Raw genomic sequence first — 24,844 nt, 5'->3', positions numbered from 1 at the left:
CACCTGAGCATCACGCTCGGGCATCGTCGCGGCGTGCGGCCGTCACCAGCCACACCCCCGCGCGCGTCCGTACCCCGCGCGGCGTCGCGTACGGACGGAGCGTGTCCTCCAGCACGGCGCGGGTCGCGGCGGGCACGTCGCGCCGGGGCGCGCGCGACAGCAGGAAGTCGACCGCGTCGGCGGGCGAGTCGCCCCAGTGGGTGTGGACGTCCACCGGGTCGACCGCGATGCGGGTGAAGTGGCGGTGCAGCGCCGCGTGGATCCGGTAGGGCTCGGACAGCGACGTCATCGCCGTGTGCGCGGCGTGCGCGTCGGGGTCCGGCTCCGGGGCCCCCTCGGTGCCCTCGGCGAGACGCCGGGCGAACAGGCCGAGCGCCGTGCCCTCCTCGGAGCCGGGGCCCGGCCGGCGCGGGCAGACGAAGACCAGCCTGCCGCGCTCGCGCAGCGCCCGCGCCACGTTCGCGAACGCCGCCACCGGGTCCTCGAAGAACATCACCCCGCCGCGACTGACCGCCACGTCGAAGCCGCCCGGCGGGAACGGGTGCGTCTGCGCGTCCCCCAGTTCGTACGTCGCGCCCGGCACCCCGTCCTCTGCGGTGCGGGCCCGCGCCCGGTCCACGAGCGGGGCGGAGATGTCCACGCCCACCGCGTGTCCCGGCGCCGCGAGCCGGGCCGCGGCACGGGTCGTCGCGCCCGCGCCGCACCCGATGTCGAGGACCCGGTCGCCGGGGCGGATCGCGGCGGCGGCGAACAGGGCCTCGTCGGCCTCGCCGAGCAGCGCGTCGAACCGCCGGTGATGGGCGGCCCAGTGCCGGCCGAGCGGACCGTTCCAGGCATGGGCCTGCCGGTGATTGGCGAAGGCGGTGACGGTCATCGGGTCTCCAGGCGGTCGAGGAGGGCGGCGGGCAGGGCGGACTCGATCCGGTCGACGGCGGCGAACGCCGCGTACGCGACCAGATGCACCAGGCAGTGATCGGTGTACGGCGGCACCCGCCACGCCGTGACGTCCGCTTCCGTGATCCGGTACGGCGCGAGCGCGGCGAGCAGCGCGAGCCGCGCGCCGGGCCGCTCGGCACGGTCCGGCAGTTCGGGCCACACGGCGGGCGGGTGCGTGCCGTCCCAGCGCGCGACGGTCTGCTGCACGAGACCGAGGTCGGCGTCGTCGAGCAGTCCGGCGCCCTGCGTGGCGGCCGTGCGCAGCGCCGCGTAGGCGGGCCCGACCGGGCTGCCGACCGCCCAGCCGGGGCCGGGCTCCAGCGCGTCGAGCAGCGGCAGCGAGGCGCCCGGGGCGTGAGCGGCCCGCACGACCTCCGACACACCGCGGCCCGCGTGGGCGCGGACCGACCGCCGGCGCCGGGCGCCCGCGGGCAGCAGGTTCTCGGTCAGCAGGGCGGACACGATCCGGTTGATGAAGTGGAAGGCGAGCGCGGTGCCGAGCTGTGCGGCCAGGTCGGCGCGCGGGAACGGAGGCGACGCGAGGCCGGGCGCGCCGGGGACGCGGGTGTCCCGCCCCCATCGCAGGATCCGCGCCGCCCGCTCGTCGCGCGGATCCGTCCCGTGGGCCACCGCCTCGCCGAGCGCCGCGTCGCCGTGCGCGTGCAGCAGGAGGGCGTGCGCGTCGACGCAGAACGGGCACCGGTTCGCCTGGGACACGCCGGCCGCGACCAGCTCCCGGTCGGCGCGCGAACCACTGCCCGCGATCAGCGACTCGCGCAGCAGCGACCAGGTGGGCGCGAGGAGTTCGGGCGCCGACGCGAGCACGACCAGGGGGGCGGGCTCCGGGATGCCGAAGTCGGTGGCGGCCTGCGCGTAGACCGCGGCCGTGGTGCCGGTGGCGGACCCGGGGGAGGGCGGTTCGGTGAAGCGGAAGGGGCCGGACATGCGGACTCCTCGGCACTCTGGGCGGTGGGGTTCGGCGGTTGTCGAACGTGTCCCAGACTCGCTCCGCGTCCCGGCCCCCGGCGTCGTACGGCGGAGCCCAACTCCGCCTACTCCCGGGGGAGTAGGCGGACCGCCGCTCCCGTCCTCGCGGTGGACGCCGATGCCGGTGGCGGCCTCTAGCCTCGAAGCGAGCACGGGGACAGGGACGGGAACGTGAGCCGGACGAGCAGGGCCCGACGAGGGGGACCGGATGCGGACGTACGCGGCCGACGCGGCACTGGCCGTCGTCATCGGCACGGTGGTGATCGGCGGGGCGGCGCTCGGCGACGGCGCGACACCGGCGGGGTACGCGCTGATGGCGGCGGCCGCCGCGACCCTGGCGGCTTACCGGCACGCACCGCGCGCCGTACTGCTCGTGTCGGCCGCCCTGACCACGGCCCACGTCGTGGCCGCGCACCCCGGTCCGCTGGCCGCGCTGCCGGTGATCGCGTCCGTGCACACCGCGTCCCGCGCGGGACACCGGGGGCTCGGCGCGGCCGCCGCCGGAGGGTTCCTCGCCGTGTACGTCACACGGGACGCCCTCGCGGGGGACGGGGCCACCGGCCGGGCGATGCTGCTCGCCGGCTGGTTCCTGTGCGCGGTCGTCACGGGCCTCGCCGACAAGAACTGGCAGGCGTACCTCCACCAGACCGAACAGCGCGCCCTGGAGGCCGAGCGGACCCGCGAGGAGGCGGCGCTGCGCCGCGCGGGGGAGGAACGGCTGCGCATCGCGCGGGAGTTGCACGACTCCCTCACCCACAGCATCTCCATCGTCAAGCTCCAGGCCGGGGTCGCGGTGCATCTGGCCCGCAAGCGCGGCGAGGAGATCCCGGCCGCGCTGCTCGCCATCCAGGAGGCCAGCGGCGAGGCGATGCGCGAACTGCGGGCGACGCTCGACGTACTGCGCACCGACGAGCCCACCGGCACCCCCGCGCTGCTCGTGGAGCGGGCCCGCTCGGCCGGGATCCCCGTCACGCTCACCGTCGCGGGCCGCGAGCGCGCCCTGCCGCCGCAGCTCGACCGCACGGTCTACCGCATCGTGCAGGAGGCCCTGACGAACGTCGCACGGCACGCGGGCGGCGCGGCCCGCACCGAGGTGCGGCTGGCGTACGGGGAGAGCGAGGTCACCGTCCGGGTGACGGACGAGGGCACCGCGGATCCGGCCCGCCCGGCCGCCGAGGGCACCGGCCTGACCGGCATGCGGGAGCGGGTCACGGCGAGCGGCGGCACGCTGACGGCGGGGCCGCGCGCCGGGGGCGGCTTCGAGATTCGCGCGGTGCTGCCGATGGAGCCCGCGGAGGCCGTCGGCCCCGGCACGGACCGCGTACCGCTGGGGGCCGCCCCGTGACCGGCACCGCGCCGCACCGACCCGTGGTGCGGGTCGTGCTCGTCGACGACCAGGCGCTGATGCGGGCCGGATTCCGGGCGCTGCTCGACGCCGAGGACGGGATCGAGGTCGTCGGGGAGGCCGGGGACGCCGCGGCCGGGGTCGCCCTCGTACGGGAGGCCGTGCCGGACGTCGTGCTCATGGACGTCCAGATGCCGGGAGAGAGCGGGATCGGGGCGACACGGCGGATCGCCGCCGACCCCGGCCTGGCCGCCGTGCGCGTCGTCATGCTCACCAACTACGCCTTCGACGAGTACGTCTTCGAGGCGCTGCGCGCGGGCGCGTCCGGCTTTCTGCTCAAGGACAGCGAGCCCGAAGACCTGCTGGCCGGGATCGCGGTCGTGGCCCGCGGCGACGCCCTGCTGTCGCCGTCCGTCACCCGGCGCCTGATCGGCGAGTTCGTCGCACGGCCCCCGGACCGGGCGACGGCCCCCGGCCTCGAACACCTCACGCCGCGCGAGCGCGAGGTCACGGCGCTCGCGGCCCGGGGCCTCACCAACGAGGAGATCGCCGCGCACATGGTGATCAGCCCGTTCACCGCCAAGACCCACATCAGCCGCGCCATGACCAAGCTGGCCGCCCGCGACCGGGCCCAACTCGTCGTGTTCGCCTATGAGTCGGGCCTGGTGACCGCGCGTGCCCGGGGCGCCGGGGGAGGGGCTGCGTAGGATCCGCCCATGACGATCAGGGGGAGGGCGGCGCTCACGCGCGCCGCGGGGATCACCGCCGCCGCACTGCTGGTGGCGGGATGCGGCACACAGACGTCCGGCGGCGGCGCGCCCGCCGCGCCGTCGAGCGGCGGGCCGGACCTCGGCCGGGTCCACGCCGACCCGCTGGACGGCAGCCCGCGGCCGCAGTACGGCGAGATCGAGACCGCGCCGCCCACGAACGCCGCGCCGACCGGCCCCTGCCCCGGCTCCGGCGTGCGCGTCACCGTGGGGGACGGCGAGGCCGCCATGGGGCTGCGCGTCCTCCGGCTCACCCTCACCAACTGCGGTACGGGCACGGTCGAGCTCTCCGGGTATCCGCGGCTGCGGCTGGCCGAGTCCGACGGCACCCCCGTGGAGGACGTCCGCGTCCTCAAGGGCACCGGGCAGATCACCACAGGCGTGGAGGATCCCGCTCCGCACCGCGTCACCCTGCGCCGCGGCGAGAACGCGATCTCCGTCCTCGCCTGGCGCAACACGTACACCGACACCACCGAGCCGCCCGTGACCGTCGACCGCGTGAGGGTCGAACCCGGCGTCGGCGCCGCCCAGACCGTCGTCCCCGACCCGCCGCTCGACCTCGGCAGCACCGGACGACTCGGCACGACGGCCTGGCGCAAGGGCTGAGAGCCGCCCGCTAGGATCCGGACGAAGGATGCTGAGGACGCGGACGCCTGGTCCGCCGTGGTGGTTGGGGGTCGACGTGGTCGCTGGTCGTGTGGTGCGCTTCGACGGGGCGCGCGGTTACGGGTTCATCGCGCCGGACGACGGCGGCGAGGACGTCTTCCTGCATGTGAACGACCTCCTCATCCCCGAGTCGTACCTGCGCACGGGGCTGAAGGTCGAGTTCGACATCGAGGAGGGCGACCGCGGCCCGAAGGCGTCCTCGGTCCAGCTCGCCGAGGGCGCGTCCGCGCCGGTGGCGGGCGGCCGGCACGTCGCGGCCGACGGCGACGACGTGCTCTGCGACGTGCTGCGCGTCGACGAGTTCACCAACGAGGTCACCGAGCTGCTGCTGCGTGCCGCCCCCTCCCTGACGGGTGAGCAGATCCTCACGATCCGCCGGGAGCTGGTGCAGAGCGGACGCAAGCACGGCTGGGTCGACAGCTGAGCCGGCCGAGCCGCCGCTCCGAACGGAGAACCTGAGACGCCCGGGCCCGGGCCGAGTCCACCGACTCGGCCCGGGCCCTGTCCGTTCTCGGCCTTCTTCGCCCCTGATGTCGGGCCCGGTTATTCAATCTTCACAGAATCCGGACGGAATCCGGTCCGGCATCCGGACAACCCCCTTGTCCTGCGGACTGTATGCGAAATACGTTCTGCGGTATTCCTTGATCGCCCACAGGTTTCCCGTGATCCGTCATGGGCCCTGCGGATTCCCTTCCCTGGCGGAGGTATGCCCTCGTGCGCCGAACAGCGGTTGCCTGCACGGCAGTTGCCTTGGTGATGTCCCTGACGGCGGGCTGCGGCTCCCTGCAGTCCTCGGCCACCGAGGTCGGCGGGGAGCGCATGACCGACGACCGCCCCGTTCGCGACGGCGGCACCCTCACGGTCGCGCTCAACGCGGACCCCGACAAGCTGGACCCGACCCTCGCCCAGACCCTCGTGGGCCGCACCGTCTTCGCGGGCATGTGCGAGAAGCTCTACGACACCGACGCCGACGGCGAGATCGTGCCGCAGCTCGCGACGGCCCGGCCCGAGGTCTCGGCCGACGGCCGCACCGTCACCTTCGGCGTCCGCAAGGACGCCACGTTCAGCGACGGCACCCACCTGGACGCGGACGCCGTCGTCACCTCGCTGCTGCGCCACCGCGACCTGGCGGGCTCCGCGCGCGCCACCGAACTCGCGCCCCTGAAGTCGGCGGAGGCCACCGGCCCGTACAGCGTGAAGCTCACCCTCAAGCAGGCCTACGTACCGCTGACCGCCGTCCTCGCCGACCGCGCCGGCATGGTGATGTCACCGGCCGCGCTGAAGAAGTACGGCAAGAACTTCACCAACCACCCCTCCTGCGTCGGCCCGTTCACGTTCGCCGAGCGCGTCGGCGGCGACCGGATCGTCCTGACCAAGGACAAGCACTACTACGACGCCGACTCCGTCCACCTGGACAAGGTGGTCTACAAGCCGATCCCCGACGGCAGCGTCCGCCTCGCCAACCTGCGCTCCGGAGACGTCCAGGTCGGCGACCAGATGGGTCCCGTCGACGTGAAGAGCGCGCTCACCGACGAGAAGCTCCAGCTGTTCAACTCGCCCTCGCTCGGCTACCAGGGCATCGGCATCAACGTCGGCAACGTCGGGGGACTCGGCGCGAAGCCCGGGAAGATCGACAGCCCGCTCGCGAACGACGTCCGCGTCCGCGAGGCCTTCGACCTGGCCATCGACCGCGACCTCATCAACAAGGTCGTCTTCCAGGGCATGTACGAACCCGCCTGCGGGCCGGTCTCCCCGGAGTCCGCGATCGCCCCCGGCGCGCGTTCCGCGCAGTGCCCGGGACGCGATGTGGCCGCCGCCAGGAAGCTGCTGAAGCAGGCCGGGGTGAAGACACCCGTACGCATCGAGCTGAAGACCTCCACCACCCCCGAGTGGAGCCGCATCGGCCAGGTCATCCAGGCCATGGCCAAGGACGCCGGCTTCGACGTCACGCTGCGGCCCACCGAGTACGCCACGATGCTGGAGGAGACCGACGCGGGCCAGTACCAGGCCTTCAACAGCGGCTGGTCCGGACGGCTCGACCCCGACGGCAACATCGCCAGCTTCCTGCAGACGCGGGGCGCCATGAACGCCTACGGCTACAGCGACCCGGAGGTCGACGCGCTCATCGCCCGCGGCCGCACCGAGTCCGACACCGGCGAACGCGACCGGATCTACGACGAGTTGGCCCGCCGGGTCAACGACGCGCACGCCCTCATCTACCTCTACCGCCAGAAGAACTACGTCGTCGCAGGGAAGGACGTCGCCGGCCTCCACGTCTACGGCGACGGCCTGATCCGCGTGAAGGAAGCGGGGTACGCCAAGTGACGACCGCTCAGATATCCCTGAGGAAGCCGGGACTGCTCGCCGGCCACCCGATGGCCGCGTACGTCCTGACCCGCGTCCGGCAGTCCCTCATCACGCTCTTCCTCGTCTCGATCGTCGTTTTCGCCGGCATCCGCGCCCTGCCCGGCGACCCGGCCCTCGCCCTCGCCGGTGAGGAGCGCAGCCCCGAGGCGCTCGCCGCGATCCGCAGCGAGTACGGGCTCGACGACAACATCGTGATCCAGTACGGGCGTTTCATCGGCCACGCGCTCCAGGGCGACCTCGGCACCTCCTCGCGCACCGGCCTGCCGGTCGCGGGCGCCATCGGCGAGGCGCTGCCCGTCACCCTCGAACTCGCCGCCCTCGCCCTGCTCCTGGCGGTCGTCCTCGGCATCGGCGCCGGAGTCGTCGCCGCCGTGCGACGCGGAAAGCCCGCCGAGTGGATCGCCAACGCCCTGGCCCTGCTGGGCCTCTCCATCCCGACGTTCTGGCTCGGCATCGTCCTGGTGCTCGCCTTCGCCATCGCCGTCCCCGTCTTCGCGGCCTCCGGCTACGTCCCCTTCGGCACCGACCCCGTCGACAACCTGCGGCGCATGGTGCTGCCCGCGATCGTGCTCGGCTCCGGACTCGCCGCCGTCGTCATGCGGCAGACCCGCGCCGCCATGCTCGACTCGCTCTCCGCCGACTACGTCCGCACGGCACGCGCCAAGGGGCTCTCCCGCCGTGAGGTCGTCGGCGGGCACGCGCTGCGCAACTCCCTCGTCACCGTCGTGACCGTCCTCGGCCTGCAACTGGGCCACCTGATCTCCGGCGCCGTCGTCACCGAGCAGATCTTCGTCCTCCCCGGCTTCGGCAAGCTCACCATCGACGCCGTCTTCACCCGTGACTACGCGACCCTCCAGGGCGTCGTCCTCGTCACCTCGTTCGCGTACATCTTCATCAACCTGCTGGTCGACGTGGCGTACTCGGTCATCGACCCGCGCATCCGGCTCGGAGGTGCCCGGTGACCACGCTCGCCCTCACAGGACTGCGCGCCCGGGCCACCGGGAACGCCAAGCTGCGCGCCCTGCGCGGGAACAAGCTGGCCATGACCGGCGCCGTCATCGCGCTGATCTTCGTACTCGCCGCGCTGCTCGCCCCGCTCGTCGCCCCCTACGACCCGGCCCGGCCCGACTTCGACAACGTGCTCGCCGCGCCGAGCTGGGCGCACTGGCTCGGCACCGACGACCTCGGGCGCGACCAGCTCTCCCGCGTCGTCTACGGCGCCCGGGCCTCCATGCAGGTCGGCGTCCTCGCCGTCGTCCTCGCCTTCCTCGTCGGCGTCCCCCTCGGCCTGCTCGCCGGCTTCTACGGGAAGATCGCGGACAGCGTCGTGTCCCGGGTCACCGACACGATGCTCGCGTTCCCCTTCCTGGTCCTGGCCGTCGGTCTCGCCGCCGTCCTCGGCCCGTCCCTGACCAACGCGACGATCGCGATCGGCATCTCCCAGATCCCGGCCGTCATCCGCATCACCCGCGCCGAGACCCTCCGCCTCAAGCACGTCGACTACGTGGCCGCCGCGATCGCCAACGGCGGCGGCGACGGCACCGTCCTGTTCCGGCACATCCTGCCCAACGCGACGTCCGCGCTCACCGTGCAGGCCACCGTCGGCATCCCCGCCGCCATCATCGGCGAGGCCCTGCTCAGTTTCCTCGGCCTCGGCGTGCAGCCGCCCGAGCCCTCGCTCGGCGTGATGCTCTCCTCCGCCCAGTCCTTCCTCGCGCCCGCGCCCTGGATGGCGGTCTTCCCCGGCCTCGCCGTGGTCGCCGCGACCCTCGCGTTCAACCTGCTCGGCGACGGCCTGCGCGACGTCCTCGACCCCCGTGGAGCGACCCGATGACCGAGCCAGTGCTGAGCGTGCGGGACCTGTCGGTCTCCTTCAGGTCCGACACCCGCACGGTCCACGCCGTCGACCACCTCTCCTACGACCTGCACGCCGGTGAGGTCCTCGCCGTCGTCGGCGAGTCCGGCTGCGGCAAGTCCGTCACCTCGATGGCCGTCATGGGCCTGCTGCCGCCCACCGCGCACATCACCGGCTCCGTCCGGCTCGGCGGGCGGGAGCTGGCGGGCGCCGACGACAAGGCGTACGGGAGGATCCGCGGCAAGGACATCGCGATGATCTTCCAGGAGCCGATGACGTCCCTGAACCCGGTGCTCACCGTCGGCCGGCAGATCGGCGAGGTGCTCCGCCGCCACCAGGGGCTGAGCAAGAAGGAGGCCCGCGCGCGGGCCGTGGAACTCCTCGACCTCGTCGGCATCCCGGCACCGGCCCAGCGCGTCGACGAGTACCCGCACCAGCTCTCCGGCGGCATGCGCCAGCGCGTGATGATCGCCATCGCGGTCGCCTGCGACCCGTCGGTGCTCATCGCCGACGAGCCGACCACGGCCCTCGACGTCACCGTCCAGGCCGGCATCCTCGACGTCCTGAAGTCGCTGCGCGAACGGCTCGGCACCGCCATCGTCCTCATCACCCACGACCTCGGCGTCGTCGCCGACATCGCCGACCGGGTCCTCGTCATGTACGCGGGCCGTCCCGTCGAACAGGCCCCGGTGGACGAGCTGTTCGCGGAGCCCCGGCACCCGTACACCCGCGGGCTGCTCTCCGCCGTCCTGCGCCCGGGCACCCCCAAGGAGCGACTGCCCGAGATCCCCGGCCTGGTGCCGAGCCTCGACGCGCAGCCCGACGCCTGCACGTTCGCGCCGCGCTGCGCCCGCGCCGACGACCTCTGCACGGGCGGCCGTCCCGGCTTCAAGGCCGTCGCGGCCGATGCCGGGGCGGACGCCGCCCACCGCGCCGCCTGCTGGCACCCGCACACCCTCCAGGAGACCGCCTCATGAGCACCGCTCCCGTGCTGGAACTCACCGGCCTCGAACGCCACTTCGCGGGCGCGGGCGGCACCGTGCGCGCCGCCGACGGCGTCACCCTCACCGTCGGACGCGGCGAGGTCGTCGGTCTCGTCGGCGAGTCGGGCAGCGGCAAGTCGACCGTGGGCCGCTGCGCCGTCCGCCTCGACGACCCCACCGCCGGCACCGTCCGCATCAACGGCACCGACGTGACGACGCTGTCCCGGCGCGCCCTGCGCCCCCTGCGCAAGGACTTCCACCTGGTCTTCCAGGACCCGTCCTCCTCGCTCGACCCGCGGATGACCGTCGGCGAGATCGTCGCCGAACCGCTGCGCCTGCACGGCATCGCCAAGAACAAAGAGGCCGCCCACGCGCGCGTACGGGAACTTCTCGCCCAAGTGGGACTGCGCCCCGAGCACGCCGACCGCCACCCGCACGAACTCTCCGGCGGCCAGCGCCAGCGCATCTCCATCGCCCGCGCCCTGTCCGTCGACCCCGACCTGCTCGTCGCCGACGAGCCGACCTCGGCGCTCGACGTCTCCGTCCAGGCCTCCGTCCTGAACCTGCTGGCCGACCTCCAGCGCGACCGCGGCTTCGGCTGTCTGTTCATCACGCACGACCTGGCCGCCGTCGAGTACCTGGCCGACCGGATCGCCGTCATGTACCTCGGCCGGATCGTCGAGCAGGCGCCCACGCGCGAGCTGTTCGCCGACCCCAAGCACCCCTACACGCAGGCCCTGCTGTCGGCCGCGCCGGTCCCCGACCCGGTCACCCAGCGCACCCGGGAACGCATCGTCCTCAGCGGCGAACTGCCCAGCCCGCTCGCGCCGCCGCCGGGCTGCCGCTTCCACACCCGCTGCCCGCTCGCCGTGGACCGCTGCCGCACGGAGGTGCCCGCCCTGCGGACCCTCGACGGCGCGGCGGGCGCCCGCGAGGTCTCCTGCCACCTGGTCGCCGACGACGGCACCGCCCCGGACGCGGCCTCTCGTACGATCCCGAACACCCGCACCGCCACCCGCTAGGAGCCTTCTTGTTCACCACCCGGCCGACCCTCCAGGGCACCTTCGGCATGGTGTCCTCCACGCACTACCTCGCCTCCCAGTCCGCGATGGCGGTCCTGGAGGACGGCGGCAACTCCTACGACGCGGCCGTCGCCGCGGGCTTCGTGCTGCACGTCGTCGAGCCCCACCTGAACGGCCCGGCCGGCGAGGTGCCGATGATCGTCGCCCCGGCGGACGGCGAGGTCCGCGTGCTGTGCGGCCAGGGCGTGGCCCCCGCCGGAGCCACCGTCGCCCACTACAGGGCGCTCGGACTCGACCTGGTGCCCGGCACCGGCCCGCTCGCCGCCGCCGTCCCCGGCGCCTTCGACGCCTGGATGCTGCTCCTGAAGGACCACGGCACCAAGACCCTCGCCGACGTCCTCAAGTACGCCGTCGGGTACGCGGAGGACGGCCACGCCCCCGTCGAGCGCGTCGGCGAGACCGTCGAGACGGTGCGCGAACTGTTCGAGAACGAGTGGCCCTCGTCCGCCGAGGTCTACCTCGTCGACGGCAGGGCGCCCCGCCCCGGCGAGCTCCTGCGCAACCGGCAGCTCGCCGCCACCTGGAAGCGGCTGACGGCCGACGCCGAGGCGGCGGGCGGCTCCGACCGCGTCGCGCAGATCGAGGAGGCCCGCCGCATCTGGCGCGAGGGCTTCATCGCCGAGGCGCTGGTGCGCCAGTCCCAGCGGCCCACCCTGGACACCAGCGGCGAGCGCCACACCGGCACGCTCACCCTGGAGGACCTGGCCTCCTGGGAGGCGTCGTACGAGGCCCCGGCCACCTACGACTGGAACGGCTGGACCCTGTGCAAGGCCGGCGGCTGGAGCCAGGGTCCCGCCTTCCTCCAGCAGCTCGCCCTGCTCCCGCCGGAACTGCCCGCCTACGGGTCGGCCGACTACGTCCACCTCCTCATCGAGGGCTGCAAGCTGGCCATGGCCGACCGCGAGGCCTGGTACGGGGACGCCGAGCAGGTCCCCGTGGACGCGCTGCTCTCGGACGACTACAACGCCGCCCGCCGCGCCCTGATCGACCCCGAGAAGGCCTCGCACGAGCTGCGCCCCGGCAGCCCCCTCGGCGCCGAGCCGCGGCTCAGCGCGCACGCCCACGCGGTCGCCTCCGGCGAGGAGGGCTTCGACGCGATGGGCGTCGCGGGCGCCGGCGCCGGAGAGCCCACCGTGGCCAAGGACGGCGCCACCCGCGGCGACACCTGCCACCTGGACGTCGTCGACCGCTGGGGCAACATGGTCGCCGCCACCCCCTCCGGCGGCTGGCTCCAGTCCAACCCGGTCGTGCCCGAACTCGGCTTCCCGCTCGGTACGCGCCTCCAGATGGCCTGGCTCGACGAGGGGCTGCCCAACTCGCTCACGCCCGGCCGCCGCCCCCGCACCACGCTCACCCCGTCCCTCGCCCTGAAGGACGGCGTCCCCGTCATGGCGTTCGGCACCCCGGGCGGCGACCAGCAGGACCAGTGGCAGGTGCACTTCTTCCTGGCCGTGGCGCTGCGCGGCGAGGTCCGCGGCGGGCTCGACCTGCAAGGCGCCATCGACGCCCCGAACTGGCACAACGACTCCTTCCCCGGCTCCTTCTTCCCGCGCGGCATGCGCCCGGGATCGGTGACCGTCGAGTCGCGCACGGCCGAGGACGTCATCGCCGAGCTGCGCCGCCGCGGCCACGACGTGACCGTCGGCGACGCCTGGTCCGAGGGGCGCCTGTGCGCGGTCGCCCGCGACCCGCGCACCGGCGTCCTTCTCGCGGCGGCGAACCCGCGCGGCATGCAGGGATACGCCGTCGGCCGCTGACCAGGGCCAGGACCACGAGGGGTGGAACCGCCGATTTCACGGTGGGTCCACCCCTCGTTCACCTCCCCGGAACGCGTTGTCAGCGGGCCGTGTTCTCATGGAGGCATGATCGAAACAACGACGGAAAGCATCGACGACTTTCTGACCAGCAAGGTCACCGACCGGCTCATGACCGACGTGGAGCGGATCGTCCGCGCCGCGGCCACCACCGAGATCACCCCGCGCTTCCGGCAGCTCGCCTCCCACGAGATCGAGGAGAAGAGCGCCCCGCACGACCTCGTGACCGTCGCCGACAAGCGGGCCGAGGAATACCTCACGCGAGAACTGCCGGCCCTGCTCCCCGGCTCCGTCGTCGTCGGCGAGGAGGCCGTCGCCGCGGACCCCGCGCGGTACGAGGAGATACGCGGCACGGCCCCCGTCTGGATCGTCGACCCGGTCGACGGCACCCGCCAGTTCGTCCACGGCGACCCCGGCTTCTGCACCCTCGTCGCCCTCGTGCTCGACGGCGTCGTGCTCGCCTCCTGGACCTGGGCGCCCGCGCTCGACGAGTTCGCCGTCGCCGTCCGCGGCCGGGGCGCACGGCTCAACGGCCGGACGCTGCACGCCGGTTCGCCCGAGACCGGCCAGGACCTCCGGGTCGCCACCTCGCACCCCGACTACACCACCGACGCGCAGAAGCGGGCCCTGCTCGGACTGCGCACGGACGGCGTCGCCCCGCGCCCCTGCGGCTCGGCGGGCCTGGAGTACCTGGCCGTCGCCCGCGGCGCCCTCGACGCCCTCGCCTTCAGCTGGGAGCTGGCCTGGGACCACGCGGCAGGACTGCTCCTCGTCGAGGAGGCGGGCGGCACCCACCTCACGCGCGACGGCGAACCGTTCCGGATCACCGGGGGGAACGCGCTGCCGTTCACGGCGGCGCGGGACGCGGCCACCGCGCAGCGGATCAAGGGACTGCTGGCGGGCGGAGCCTGACCAGCACGACCTGCGCCGCACACCACCCGCGCCCGGCGTTGTCGGTGGCCCGGCATATCCTGTCCGGGCAGTGGCCATCGGCTGACGAAGGAGTCCGAAGGTGCCGTCGATGCTCGACGCCGTCGTGGTGGGTGCGGGGCCCAACGGGCTGACCGCCGCCGTCGAACTGGCCAGGCGCGGTTTCTCCGTCGCCCTGTTCGAGGCCAAGGACACCGTGGGCGGCGGCGCGCGCACCGAGGAGCTGACGCTGCCCGGCTTCCGCCACGACCCGTGCTCCGCCTCCCACCCGCTCGGCATCAACTCCCCGGCGTTCCGGTCGATGCCGCTGGAGCGGTACGGCCTGGAGTGGGTGCACGCCGCGCTGCCCATGGCGCACCCGTTCCCCGACGGGACGGCGGCCGTGCTGTCCCGCTCCGTCGCCGAGACCGCCGCCTCCTTCGGGCCACGCGACGCGGGCACCTACCGCCGTCTCGTCGAGCCGCTGCTGCCGCACTGGGACGCCCTGGTCCGCGACTTCATGTCGCTGCCGCTCACCGCGCTGCCGCGCGATCCCGTCACCCTCGCCCGGTTCGGCCTCGTCGGCCTCCAGCCGTCGACATGGCTGACCCGCCGCTTCCGCGACGACCGGGCCGCCGCCCTCTTCGCGGGCCTCGTCGCGCACGTGATCGCCCCGCTCGGCGGCTTCGCGACCTCCGCGATCGGCCTCGTCTTCGCGCTCGCCGCCCACGCGCGCGGCTGGCCACTCGCCCGGGGCGGCTCCCAGGCGATCTCCGACGCGCTCGCCGGATATCTCGAGGACCTCGGCGGCGCGATCCACACCGACTACGAGGTGAAGCGGCTCGACGACCTGCCGCCCGCCCGCGCCTACATCTTCGACACCTCGCCCACCGCCCTCGCCAGGATCGCGGGCCTCGGCCGCTACTACGACCGCTTCCGCTACGGCTCCAGCGTCTTCAAGGTCGACTACGCGCTCGACGGCCCGGTGCCGTGGACCGCCGAGGAGGCCCGCTCGGCCGGGACCGTCCAGGTCGGCCCCCACCACCGCGACATCGCCAAGGCCCTGCGCGCCGCCTCGCGCGAGGACCGGGCCCCCGAGGCGCCGTTCCTGATCACCGTCCAGCCGACCGTCGCCGACCCGACGCGCGCCCCCGAGGGCAAGCACACCTTCTGGGCGTACGGTCACGTGCCCAACGGCTGGGACGGGGACCTGACCGACGCCATCGAGCGTCAACTGGAGCGTTTCGCACCGGGGTTCAGGGACCTGGTGCTCGCCCGCGCCACGGCCGGCCCGCCGCAGCTCGCCCTCCGCAACGCCAACTACGTGGGCGGCGACATCGCCAGCGGCGCCGCCAGCGGACTCCAGCTCCTGCTGCGGCCCAAGCTGTCGCTGTCCCCGTACACGACCCCGCACCCCGCCGTCTTCATCTGCTCGTCCGCGTCACCGCCCGGCCCCGGAGTGCACGGCATGTCGGGGCACAACGCGGCCAAGGCCGTCTGGCGCAGGCTGCGGGCGTCATGAGCGCGCCCGAGGGGCCCCGCCTCGTCCTCGTCCGGGGCGACATCACCGAGCAGGACGTGGACGCCGTGGTCAACGCCGCGAACTCCTCGCTGCTCGGCGGCGGGGGAGTGGACGGCGCCATCCACCGGCGCGGCGGGCCCGAGATCCTCGCCGAGTGCCGCAGGCTCCGTGCCTCCCACTACGGCAAGGGCCTGCCCGCCGGGCGAGCCGTCGCCACCACCGCGGGACGCCTTCCGGCGCGGTACGTCATCCATACCGTCGGGCCGCGCTGGTCGGAGACCGAGGACCGGTCCGGGCTGCTCGCGTCCTGCTACCGCGAGTCGCTCAAGGTCGCCGAGCAGCTTCAGCTCAGCAGTGTGGCGTTTCCGGCGATCTCCACGGGGATCTATCGCTGGCCGCTGGAGGACGGGGCGCGGATCGCGGTGGAGACGGTGCGGGGGGCTCCGCCGGGGTCTGTGCGGGAAGTGCGGTTCGTGGTGTTCGACGAGCGGGCCCGGGAGGTGTTCGCGGGGTTGCTGGGCTGACCGGGCAGCCGCGGGTCTCGCCGTGGCTGGGCGCGCAGTTCCCCGCGCCCCTGAGGCGCGCGGCCTGCGGCCGCACCTCAGGGACGTCCATGTCGGATTTCCGCCAGCCACGCCGCTCACCATCGACGATGCTTGAGGCATGTCCACCGAACAGGCTCAGGCCGTCGCCATGCACACCGACTTCGAGCGCTGCGTACGCGCCGTGCAGGCCAAGGACACCCGGTTCGACGGGGTGTTCTTCACCGCCGTCAGAACCACCCGCATCTACTGCCGGCCCGGCTGCCCGGTCGTGCCGCCCAAGCCCCGGAACATGGAGTTCTACCCGAGCGCCGCCGCCTGCCAGCAGGCCGGATTCCGGGCCTGCAAGCGGTGCAGGCCCGACACCAGCCCGGGCTCCCCGGAGTGGAACCAGCGCGCCGACCTCACCGCCCGCGCCATGCGGCTCATCGGCGACGGCGTCGTCGACCGGGACGGCGTGCCGGGGCTCGCCCGGCTGCTCGGGTACAGCGAGCGGCAGATCGAGCGCCAGCTCCTCGCGGAGCTGGGCGCGGGCCCCCTCGCACTGGCCCGCGCCCAGCGCGCCCAGACCGCGCGGCTGCTCGTCGAGACGACCGGTCTGCCCATGGCCGACATCGCGTTCGCCGCCGGATTCGCCTCCGTCCGCGCCTTCAACGACACCGTCCGCGAGGTCTACGCCCTCACCCCGAGCGAACTGCGCACGCGCGCCCCGCACAGCCGGACGGGCACCCCCGGCGCGCTCACCCTGAGACTCCCGTTCCGCAAGCCCCTCAACCCCGACAACCTCTTCGGCCACCTCGCCGCGACCGCCGTGCCGGGTGTCGAGGAGTGGCGCGACGGCGCCTACCGGCGCACCCTCCGGCTGCCGTACGGGCACGGCATCGTGAGCCTCACCCCGGGCCCCGACCACATCGGCTGCCGCCTCGTCCTCACCGACCAGCGCGATCTCACCGTCGCGATCAGCCGCTGCCGCCGCATGCTGGACCTCGACGCCGATCCGGTCGCCGTCGACGACCGGCTGCGCACCGACCCGCTGCTCGCGCCGCTGGTCGACAAGGCGCCGGGCCGCCGGGTGCCGCGCACCGTCGACGAGGCCGAGTTCGCGGTGCGGGCGGTGCTCGGGCAGCAGGTCTCCACGGCCGCCGCCCGCACCCACGCCGCCCGTCTCGTCCTCGCCCACGGCGAGCCGGTCGAGGACCCGGAGGGCGGACTCACCCACCTCTTCCCGGCCCCGGCCGCCCTCGCCTCGCTCGATCCGGAATCCCTCGCGCTGCCCCGCAGCCGCCGCACCACGCTCCTCACGCTCGTGACGCAACTCGCCGACGGAGAGCTGGCGTTGGGCCCCGAGTCCGACTGGGACGAGGCGCGCGCCCGGCTCGCCGCACTGCCCGGTTTCGGGCCCTGGACCGTCGAGGCCATCGCGATGCGCGCCCTCGGCGACCCGGATGCCTTCCTGCCCACCGATCTCGGCATGCGGCGCGCCGCACAGCAGCTGGGCCTGCCGCACACCCCGGCGGCGCTCACCGCGCGGGCCGCCGCGTGGCGCCCCTGGCGCGCGTACGCGACCCAGTACCTGTGGGCCACCGACGACCACCCGATCAACTTCCTCCCCGCGTAAGGGATGTACGCCATGTCCACCCAGAAGCAGCACACCGTCATCGACAGCCCCTACGGGCCGCTCACCCTCGTCGCGGACGCCGACGGCACCCTCTGCGGCCTCTACATGACCGACCAGCGCCACCGCCCCGCCGAGGAGACCTTCGGTGTCCGCGACGAGCGTCCCTTCGGCGCCGTCATCGACCAGCTGAACGCCTATTTCCAGGGCGAGTCGACCACCTTCGACCTGCCGCTCGCCCTGGACGGCACCCCGTTCCAGCGGTCCGTCTGGGCGCAGCTCCAGCGCATCCCGTACGGCGAGACCCGCACCTACGGCGAACTGGCCGAGGCCCTCGGCAAGCCCAACGCCTCGCGCGCCGTCGGCCTCGCCAACGGCAAGAACCCCGTCGGCGTCATCGTCCCCTGCCACCGCGTCATCGGCGCGAACGGCGACCTGACCGGCTACGGCGGCGGCCTGGACCGCAAGCGCCGGCTGCTCGACTTCGAGCGGGGCACCGCGCTGTTCTAGGCTGCGCGGTGTGATGACGGCCGACGACGTGACCTCCGTGCTGGAACTGCTGCGGGAGGCGGGCGCCGAGGTCTGGGTCGGCGGCGGGTGGGGCATCGACGCCCTCGTCGGCGAGCAGACCCGGGACCACCACGACCTCGACCTGATGCACGGCCAGGAGCAGGAACCCGCCGTGGTCGCGGCGCTCGCCGCGGCCGGATTCCGCGAGAGCCTCAGCTGGCGGCCGGTCCGCTTCGTCGTCACGGCACCGGACGGCCGGGAGATCGATCTGCACCCGCTGGTCTTCGCGGACGACGGCTCGGCGGTCCAGGCGTCCCCCGAACCCGGCCGTCCCTTCCGCTACCCGGCCGCGTCCTTCGTGACGGGCGCCGTCGCCGGCACCCCCGTCCCGTGCCTCTCGGCCGCGCAGCAGGTGTCCTTCCACCAGGGCTACGAGCCGAGGGACCGGGATCTGCACGACATGGCGCAGCTACGCCGCGTCTTCGGGATCGCCACGCACTTCTGACAGCAGCCGCGGCAGCGCCGTCCCGATCGGCTCCCGTACGACCTCGTCGGCCACGTCGTCGTACGGGGTCGGCTCGGCGTTCACCACGACCAGGCGGGCGCCGTGCTCGGCCGCGAGACCCGCGAGGCCCGCCGCGGGATGCACCTGGAGCGAGGAGCCGACGGCGAAGAACACCTGGCACGCCTTGGTGACCGCGACCGCCTCGGCGAGCACCACCGGGTCCAGGTTCTCGCCGAACATGACGGTCGTCGACTTCAGGACCGCGCCGCAGACCAGGCACCCCGGGTCGTCCTCGCCCGCCTCGACGCGCGCGATCGCCGCCTCCATCGGGCCGCGCTCACCGCATCCCGTGCACACGAACTCCCGCGCCGAGCCGTGCAGCTCCAGCACCTTGCGGGTGGGCATCCCGGCGCGCTGGTGCAGCCCGTCGACGTTCTGCGTGAGCACCCGCACGGGGATGCCGGAGCGCTCCAGGTCCGCGATCGCGCGATGGGCGGCGTTCGGCTCCGCGGTCAGGGTGCCGCCGCGGCGCCGCACCTGCCAGGCGCGGCGCCGGATCTCCGGATCGTTCATGTAGTACTCGTACGTGACGAGCTTCTCGGCGTCGGGATCCTTGCGCCACACCCCGTTCGGTCCCCGGTAGTCGGGGATCCCGGAGTCGGTGCTGATCCCGGCGCCGGTGAGGATCGCGACGAGCGGCCTGGACGTGGTCATGACGCCGAGGGTAGGTCAGGCCGTCTCCTCCGCGTCCACCGGTTTCGGGATCAGCGTCGAGACGAGCAGGGCCGCCACGATCAGGATCAGACCGGCGATCACGCCCGCGCTGTACCCGCCGACCGACGTCCCGTCCGACGGGGCGACCGCGTCCATGGCCGCGTACAGGACGACGAAGCTGAGGCCCGCGCCCAGGTTGAAGCAGCCCGCGTTCAGGCCCGGCAGGAAGCCCGGGTTCTCCTTCGGGGAGAGCACGATGCCGAAGCCGTTCAGCATGATGTTGACCGTGCCCGCGTAGGTGACGCCCAGCAGGATCGAGACGGCGAGCAGCAGCCCCGAGGAGTCCGTCTGGAGGGTCAGCAGGGCGAGGACGGTGGCGACGGCCGTGGCGATCAGGCCGACGCGCAGGATCCTGCCGTAGCCGTACGTCGCCGCGAGCCGCCCGGAGACCGGGCCCATGGCGAGGCCCGCGAGCGCGTACGGCGTGAGCGTCCACCAGGTGGCGCCCTCGGCGCCGAGGCTGAGGCCGACCTCGGTGTCCTGCGCGAAGCCCGGCAGCAGCCCGTTCATGATCGCGAAGACGCCGGTCATGGTGAGCATCGTCGACAGGAGCAGCGACCAGGTCGCCCGGCGCCGCAGGAGGTGCGTGGTGACGAGGGGGTGCTTCGCGCGGGTCTCCATCCGCCAGAACGCCCAGAAGGCGAGCCCGGCGAGGACCAGCAGGCCGATGGCGAGCGGCCAGTTGGCGTTGCCCAGCTTGCCCGCCTCGTTGAACGCGATCAGCAGCGCGCCCACCGAGACGACGAGGAGCGCGACGCCCGGCCAGTCCATGGGCGGGCGCAGCTCGGCGCGCGACTCGGGGGCGAAGAAGCGGACGAGCAGGGCCGCGACGAGCGCGAAGGCGGTCATCACCCAGAAGATCGACGCGTACCCGGCGTGCTCGGCCAGTGAACCGCCCGCGAAGGAGTCGACGCCCGCGATGCCGCCGTTGACGGCCGTGACGACGCCCATGAGGGTGCCGTACTTCTTCGGGTCGGGGACCTCGACGCGGAGCATGATCAGCGCGAGCGGGATGGTCGGGCCCGAGGCGCCCTGGATGACGCGGCCGACGGCGAGCATGCCGACCGATCCGGCGAGCGCCGAGATGACGCAGCCGACGGCCATCAGGACCATCATCCCGGTGAGCACCTTGCGGCGGCCGACCAGGTCGCCCAGGCGCGGCAGGAACAGCGAGAACAGAGCCGCGGCCGTGAAGAAGGCCGTCTGGGTGACGCCGATCGCCGAGGCGCTGGTGTCCAGCTCGTCCGCCATCGTGGCGAGGGCGGGGCTGAGCATCGAGGCGTTGAGCTGGAAGGCGAAGCTGGCCGCGAGGAGCGCCACCATGAGCGCGCCGATCCGGACCGGCCGTCCCGCGCGGGAGCCGTCGGCCGGGGTGTGGGGGGAGGCGGCGGCGCTCATGCTGCGGGCTCTCCGATGCGGGTGAGGGCGTCCACGACGAGATCCCAGAACCGGCCGTGGTCCAGCTCCACCGCGACCTGGGTGTGGCAGTCGGCGGGGGCGGGGGAGCGCAGGTCGGTGACGGTCATGCCGAGGGTGAGCGCGCCGCGCAGCTCGATGTCGACGGGCGCCTTCCGCACGGTCATGACGCTCGGGTCGATGACGTACGCGACCGCGCACGGGTCGTGCACCGGCGGGTGCTCGAAGCCCTGGTTCTCGCGGTAGGCCTCGCGGAAGAAGTCGAGCAGTTCGAGGACGAACGCGGCGGGCTTCGTGCCGACCGCCCGGATCCTGTCCTCGACGGCCGGGGTCGCGAGGGCCTGGTGGGTGAGGTCGAGGCCGACCATGGTCAGCGGCCACTTCTCGTTGAAGACGATGTGCGCGGCCTCGGGGTCGATCACGATGTTGAACTCCGCGACCGGGCTCCAGTTCCCCTCGTGGAAGCCGCCGCCCATCAGCACGACCTCGCGGACCCGCTCGACGATGCGGGGCTCCTTGCGGGCGGCGAGCGCGATGTTCGTCAGGCCGGCCGTCGGGACGATGGTGATCTCGCCCGGTTCGTGGCTCATCACCGTGTCGATGATGAGGTCGACGGCGTGCCGCCGGTCGAGGCCGAAGGCGGGCTCGGGCAGCTCGGGCCCGTCGAGCCCGGTCTCGCCGTGGATCTCCGGCGCCGTCTCGATCTCGCGGACCAGGGGCCGCGGGCACCCGGCGGCGAACGGCACCCCGGTGATCCCGGCGATCGCCGCGACCGACAGCGCGTTGCGGGTCACCTTCTCCAGGGTCTGGTTGCCGACGACGGTGGTCACCGCGACCAGGTCGATGTCGGGATTGCCGTGCGCGAGCAGCATCGCGACCGCGTCGTCGTGCCCCGGGTCGCAGTCGAGGATGATCTTCCTGGCCACCGTGTTGAGCCCCTTTGCTCCGGTTTGCTCCGGTTGGAAATACTGTCCTCGTACACCTCACATCGCGCCATACGAGTTGTCAACGCGCGTAGAATCGCGGCCCGAAATATTGGGTACAGGGATCTAAGGGGCAAATCAACCCGCGACGGGCTCGCCGCACTCCAGCTCCACGGCCCCGGCGCCCCGGTCGAGCACGCCGAGCGCGGAGCGCACCCGGCGCCCGAGCGACCCCAGCAGATACGCGTCCAGGTCGTCGCGCGCCACGAACCGCCAGGACAGCAACTCCTCCTCCTGGAGCCGGATCGCCTCGATCTGCTCGGCGGCCAGGACGCCGCCGTCGTACAGGTACGCCACGATCGGCGGGCGCCCGGTGCCGGGCACCCAGTCCACGGCGAGCAGCCGTCCCGGCGGCACGTCGAGACCGATCTCCTCCAGCGTCTCGCGCCGCGCGCCCTGCCGCGGGCTCTCCCCGGTGTCCGACTCCACGGTGCCGCCGGGCAGCGCCCAGCCGTCCCGGTAGTTCGGTTCGACCAGCAGGACCCGCTCCTCGCTGTCGCGGAACAGAACGGCGGCGCCGGCCAGGACCCGGGGGAGTCCGGCGATGTACGTGGCGTAGTCGAGGATTGTCATCGGCCCACTCTAGAACCCGCCCGCACCCCACCCGGCGCGACGCCACGGACGGCGGCGCCCGCCCTCAGTACTCCGCCAACGCGACCGTCCGCCGCGCCAGTTCACTGATCCGTACGCCGTCGAACCCGAACACCGCGCTGCGCACCCGGTCCTCCAGCGGCTCCGTCCACTGCGCCGGGATGGCGTCCGCCCCGCACAGCACCCCGGCCACCGAACCGGCCGTCGCCCCGTTGGAGTCCGTGTCGAGGCCGCCGCGCACCGTCAGGGCCACGGTGCGCGTGAAGTCGCCGTCGCCGTACAGGAGCCCGGCCGTGATCACCGCGGCGTTCGGCACGGTGTGGATCCAGCCGAGCCCCGCGGTCTCCTCCTCGACCGTGGCCAGGGTCTCCTCCCAGGTCAGCCGCGACTCGTGGAGCGAGACCACCCGGCGTACGACCCGGGCCAGACGGCTGCTCGCGGGGATCACCGCGAGCGCGGCGTCGAGGGCGGACCGCGGGTCCTGCGCGGTGAACGCGGCCGCCACCAGCGCCGCCGCCCACATCGCCCCGTACACGCCGTTGCCCGTGTGCGAGAGGACCGCGTCGCGGCGGGCCAGGGAGGCGGCGCGGCGCGGGTCGCCCGGGCAGGTCCAGCCGAAGACGTCCGCGCGGATCAGCGCGCCGATCCACTCCTGGCAGGGGTTGTCGTAGGTGGCCGTCAGCGGCGGCTTCAGCCCGTTGGCGAGATTGCGGTAGGCCGCGCGCTCCGCCGTGAACGTCTGGAGGTAGGGCAGCCGCAGCAGCCACAGCTCGCCCACCTGTTCCGTCGTGAAGAGGGCGCCGTGGGTCTCCAGCAGATGCAGACCGAGCACCGCGTAGTCCACGTCGTCGTCCCGGCAACTGCCGTGGATACGTCCCCGGACGCACGCCCGCCACTCGGTGCGCAGCGCCGACTCCACCTCCTGCGACGGAGGTTCGGGCAGATAGTCGGTGAGCGGCAGGGCCTCGGCCTGGCGCAGATAGCGGTCGATGCGTTCACGCGTCCACACCTCGCCCTGCTCGACCGGTTTGCCGAGCATGTTGCCCGCGATCCGGCCGAGCCAGCCGCCGAGCACGCGGTCGGCGAGGACGCGTTCGGTGAGCCGGGAGCTCGTTGGTGTCATGACTGCGGTGTACCCGTTTCGCCGGCCGATCCGTCCCGGACCGGCCGGCGGGAGTCCGTCCGTTCGGTCGGCGGGGGCGGCTCCGGGGCCGCTTGATCGATCGTTTCCGTGCTCATGGCGCCCCACTATGAACCTCTATAGGCGTAGATAAGTGGCGGGCGCGCCGTCCCGCCGACCGGACGACCATGGGCAGCGGGCCACTCCTGCGGTTAAGGTCGCAGCGGCGCGACTGCCTTGACGCGAGCAAGGCCCGAACAGCAAGGGGAGCAAGGTGGCGGACGCTGCACAGGCCGCGCGGCACGTGTTGATCGCGGCGGACAAGTTCAAGGGCTCGCTCACCGCCGTGCAGGTCGCACAGCGGGTGACGGCCGGTCTGCGCCGGGTGGCGCCCGAGGTGACCGTCGAGTCCGTGCCGGTCGCGGACGGCGGCGACGGCACCGTCGCGGCGGCGGTCGCGGCCGGGTTCGAGCGCCGCGAGGCGCGGGTCACCGGGCCGCTCGGCGAGCCGGTGACCGCCGCGTGGGCGCTGCGCGACGGTACGGCCGTGGTGGAGATGGCGGAGGCGTCCGGTCTCCAGCTGCTGCCCGAGGGCGAGTTCGCTCCGCTGACGGCCACGACGTACGGCTCCGGTGAGGTCATCGCGGCCGCGCTCGACGCGGGCGCGCGCACGATCGTCTTCGGTGTCGGGGGCAGCGCCACGACCGACGGCGGCGCCGGGATGCTGGCCGCGCTCGGCGCACGGTTCCTCGACGGCTCCGGTGCTCCGGTCGGGCCGGGCGGCGGTGCGCTCGCCGCGCTGGCCTCCGCCGATCTCTCCGGGCTCGACCCGCGCCTGGCCGACGTGGACGTCGTCCTCGCCAGCGACGTCGACAACCCGCTGACCGGCCCCAAGGGCGCGCCCGCCGTGTACGGGCCGCAGAAGGGGGCCTCGCCGGAGGACGTCGCCGAGCTGGACGCCGCGCTGGGCCACTACGCGAAGGTGCTGTCGGAGTCCGTGGGCCCCGACGCGCTCACGCACGCCGAGGCGGCGGGGGCCGGGGCCGCCGGAGGGATCGGGTACGGGGCCCTGGTCGGGCTCGGGGCACGCTTCCGGCCCGGCATCGAGGTCATGCTGGACGTGCTCGGCTTCGCGCCCGCGCTGGCCAAGGCCACGCTGGTGATCACCGGTGAGGGGTCGCTCGACGAGCAGACCCTGCACGGGAAGGCGCCGGCCGGGGTCGCCGCCGCGGCGCGGGCCGCCGGTATCGAGGTCGTCGCCGTCTGCGGGCGCCTCGCCCTTCCGGCCGAGGCGCTGGGGCGGGCCGGGATCCGTCGCGCCTACGCCTTGACGGAGCTGGAGCCCGATGTGGCCCGGTGCATCGCCGAAGCGGGGCCCATCCTGGAGGACCTGGCCGAGCGCATCGCCGCCGATTTCCTGAACTGAGAGAGGGACGCGTCGCTGGGTGCGGCTCTCGTCGTGGCTGGTCGCGCAGTTCCCCGCGCCCCTGGACGAGCGGAGCTCGTTTCAGGGGGCCCGCACCCCGGGCCTCGATCGCGATGGCGCTGGACGGCC

General features: G+C 73.7%; 24 protein-coding genes. 17 read left to right on the top strand and 7 right to left on the bottom strand.

Going from position 1 to position 24,844, the window contains the following annotated elements; genetic code table 11:
• Positions 1-10: 10 nt before the first annotated feature.
• On the bottom strand, positions 11-874 hold the full coding sequence (locus ABZ930_RS28105) for a methyltransferase domain-containing protein (RefSeq protein WP_361553411.1): 864 nt from the start codon (positions 872-874) through the stop codon (positions 11-13).
• Positions 871-1,881 carry a carboxymuconolactone decarboxylase family protein gene (locus ABZ930_RS28100; RefSeq protein ID WP_361553408.1) on the bottom strand — a complete coding sequence of 337 codons (1,011 nt, stop codon included), beginning with the start codon at positions 1,879-1,881 and terminating at the stop codon, positions 871-873. Before ABZ930_RS28100 ends, ABZ930_RS28105 begins: the two co-directional genes overlap by 4 nt.
• A 250-nt stretch (positions 1,882-2,131) precedes the next feature.
• Here ABZ930_RS28100 and ABZ930_RS28095 point away from each other — a divergent pair, with 250 nt between their 5' ends.
• The 16 genes from ABZ930_RS28095 to ABZ930_RS28020 all read left to right on the top strand — a co-directional run bounded on the left by ABZ930_RS28095 (position 2,132) and on the right by ABZ930_RS28020 (position 18,405).
• Entirely contained in the window at positions 2,132-3,268 is a 1,137-nt protein-coding gene (locus tag ABZ930_RS28095; protein WP_361553406.1) for a sensor histidine kinase, read from the top strand.
• 23 nt (positions 3,269-3,291) lie between these two features.
• Positions 3,292-3,975 (top strand): response regulator transcription factor, encoded by a 684-nt coding sequence (locus tag ABZ930_RS28090; protein ID WP_361553554.1) that lies wholly within the window; start codon positions 3,292-3,294, stop codon positions 3,973-3,975.
• Positions 3,976-3,984: 9 nt separating this feature from the next.
• Complete coding sequence (locus tag ABZ930_RS28085) at positions 3,985-4,641, top strand: DUF4232 domain-containing protein (RefSeq protein ID WP_361553403.1); 657 nt, start codon at positions 3,985-3,987, stop codon at positions 4,639-4,641.
• Between the two features lie 76 nt (positions 4,642-4,717).
• A complete protein-coding gene (locus tag ABZ930_RS28080; protein ID WP_361553400.1) occupies positions 4,718-5,125 on the top strand; it encodes a cold shock domain-containing protein in 408 nt (135 codons plus the stop codon).
• 332 nt (positions 5,126-5,457) lie between these two features.
• Positions 5,458-7,026, top strand: coding sequence for an ABC transporter substrate-binding protein (locus ABZ930_RS28075; protein ID WP_361553397.1), 1,569 nt, complete (start codon positions 5,458-5,460; stop codon positions 7,024-7,026).
• A gap of 50 nt (positions 7,027-7,076) precedes the next feature.
• On the top strand, positions 7,077-8,030 hold the full coding sequence (locus tag ABZ930_RS28070) for an ABC transporter permease (RefSeq protein ID WP_361553551.1): 954 nt from the start codon (positions 7,077-7,079) through the stop codon (positions 8,028-8,030).
• Positions 8,027-8,902, top strand: coding sequence for an ABC transporter permease (locus tag ABZ930_RS28065; RefSeq protein WP_361553393.1), 876 nt, complete (start codon positions 8,027-8,029; stop codon positions 8,900-8,902). Before ABZ930_RS28070 ends, ABZ930_RS28065 begins: the two co-directional genes overlap by 4 nt.
• Positions 8,899-9,900, top strand: coding sequence for an ABC transporter ATP-binding protein (locus ABZ930_RS28060; RefSeq protein ID WP_361553390.1), 1,002 nt, complete (start codon positions 8,899-8,901; stop codon positions 9,898-9,900). The genes ABZ930_RS28065 and ABZ930_RS28060 overlap by 4 nt, the downstream gene beginning before the upstream one ends.
• Positions 9,897-10,928 (top strand): oligopeptide/dipeptide ABC transporter ATP-binding protein, encoded by a 1,032-nt coding sequence (locus ABZ930_RS28055; protein WP_361553387.1) that lies wholly within the window; start codon positions 9,897-9,899, stop codon positions 10,926-10,928. The genes ABZ930_RS28060 and ABZ930_RS28055 overlap by 4 nt, the downstream gene beginning before the upstream one ends.
• Before the next feature lie 8 nt (positions 10,929-10,936).
• A complete protein-coding gene (locus ABZ930_RS28050; protein ID WP_361553384.1) occupies positions 10,937-12,745 on the top strand; it encodes a gamma-glutamyltransferase in 1,809 nt (602 codons plus the stop codon).
• A 105-nt stretch (positions 12,746-12,850) separates the two neighbouring features.
• Positions 12,851-13,714: an inositol monophosphatase family protein gene (locus tag ABZ930_RS28045; RefSeq protein ID WP_361553381.1), complete on the top strand. Its 864-nt coding sequence runs from the start codon at positions 12,851-12,853 to the stop codon at positions 13,712-13,714.
• A gap of 100 nt (positions 13,715-13,814) precedes the next feature.
• Positions 13,815-15,233, top strand: a complete 1,419-nt coding sequence (locus tag ABZ930_RS28040) for an NAD(P)/FAD-dependent oxidoreductase (protein WP_361553378.1) — start codon at positions 13,815-13,817, stop codon at positions 15,231-15,233.
• The gene (locus ABZ930_RS28035) at positions 15,230-15,757 is read left to right on the top strand and encodes an O-acetyl-ADP-ribose deacetylase (protein ID WP_361553376.1); all 528 of its coding nucleotides are present in this window, start codon (positions 15,230-15,232) and stop codon (positions 15,755-15,757) included. Before ABZ930_RS28040 ends, ABZ930_RS28035 begins: the two co-directional genes overlap by 4 nt.
• 169 nt (positions 15,758-15,926) lie before the next feature.
• Positions 15,927-17,393, top strand: coding sequence for an AlkA N-terminal domain-containing protein (locus tag ABZ930_RS28030; protein ID WP_361553548.1), 1,467 nt, complete (start codon positions 15,927-15,929; stop codon positions 17,391-17,393).
• A 12-nt stretch (positions 17,394-17,405) separates the two neighbouring features.
• Complete coding sequence (locus ABZ930_RS28025; protein ID WP_361553373.1) at positions 17,406-17,900, top strand: methylated-DNA--[protein]-cysteine S-methyltransferase; 495 nt, start codon at positions 17,406-17,408, stop codon at positions 17,898-17,900.
• 13 nt (positions 17,901-17,913) lie between these two features.
• The gene (locus ABZ930_RS28020; RefSeq protein ID WP_361553370.1) at positions 17,914-18,405 is read left to right on the top strand and encodes an amino acid transporter; all 492 of its coding nucleotides are present in this window, start codon (positions 17,914-17,916) and stop codon (positions 18,403-18,405) included.
• Here the strand turns inward: ABZ930_RS28020 and ABZ930_RS28015 are convergent.
• The 5 genes from ABZ930_RS28015 to ABZ930_RS27995 all read right to left on the bottom strand — a co-directional run bounded on the left by ABZ930_RS28015 (position 18,370) and on the right by ABZ930_RS27995 (position 23,292).
• Positions 18,370-19,119: a Sir2 family NAD-dependent protein deacetylase gene (locus ABZ930_RS28015; RefSeq protein ID WP_361553367.1), complete on the bottom strand. Its 750-nt coding sequence runs from the start codon at positions 19,117-19,119 to the stop codon at positions 18,370-18,372. The genes ABZ930_RS28020 and ABZ930_RS28015 overlap by 36 nt on opposite strands.
• A 15-nt stretch (positions 19,120-19,134) precedes the next feature.
• The gene (locus ABZ930_RS28010) at positions 19,135-20,577 is read right to left on the bottom strand and encodes an MFS transporter (RefSeq protein ID WP_361553364.1); all 1,443 of its coding nucleotides are present in this window, start codon (positions 20,575-20,577) and stop codon (positions 19,135-19,137) included.
• Positions 20,574-21,521 (bottom strand): nucleoside hydrolase, encoded by a 948-nt coding sequence (locus ABZ930_RS28005; protein WP_361553361.1) that lies wholly within the window; start codon positions 21,519-21,521, stop codon positions 20,574-20,576. The genes ABZ930_RS28010 and ABZ930_RS28005 overlap by 4 nt, the downstream gene beginning before the upstream one ends.
• 135 nt (positions 21,522-21,656) lie before the next feature.
• Positions 21,657-22,151: an NUDIX hydrolase gene (locus ABZ930_RS28000; protein WP_361553358.1), complete on the bottom strand. Its 495-nt coding sequence runs from the start codon at positions 22,149-22,151 to the stop codon at positions 21,657-21,659.
• Between the two features lie 64 nt (positions 22,152-22,215).
• A complete protein-coding gene (locus ABZ930_RS27995; protein WP_361553355.1) occupies positions 22,216-23,292 on the bottom strand; it encodes an ADP-ribosylglycohydrolase family protein in 1,077 nt (358 codons plus the stop codon).
• A gap of 271 nt (positions 23,293-23,563) precedes the next feature.
• Between ABZ930_RS27995 and ABZ930_RS27990 the strand changes: the two genes are divergently transcribed.
• Complete coding sequence (locus ABZ930_RS27990) at positions 23,564-24,715, top strand: glycerate kinase (RefSeq protein WP_361553352.1); 1,152 nt, start codon at positions 23,564-23,566, stop codon at positions 24,713-24,715.
• Positions 24,716-24,844 lie beyond the last annotated feature (129 nt).

This window comes from Streptomyces sp. NPDC046716 (assembly GCF_040645755.1).
Taxonomy (GTDB): domain Bacteria; phylum Actinomycetota; class Actinomycetes; order Streptomycetales; family Streptomycetaceae; genus Streptomyces.
Note: the sequence above shows the minus strand (reverse complement) of the source record. Positions and strands in the feature narration are given on the sequence as shown.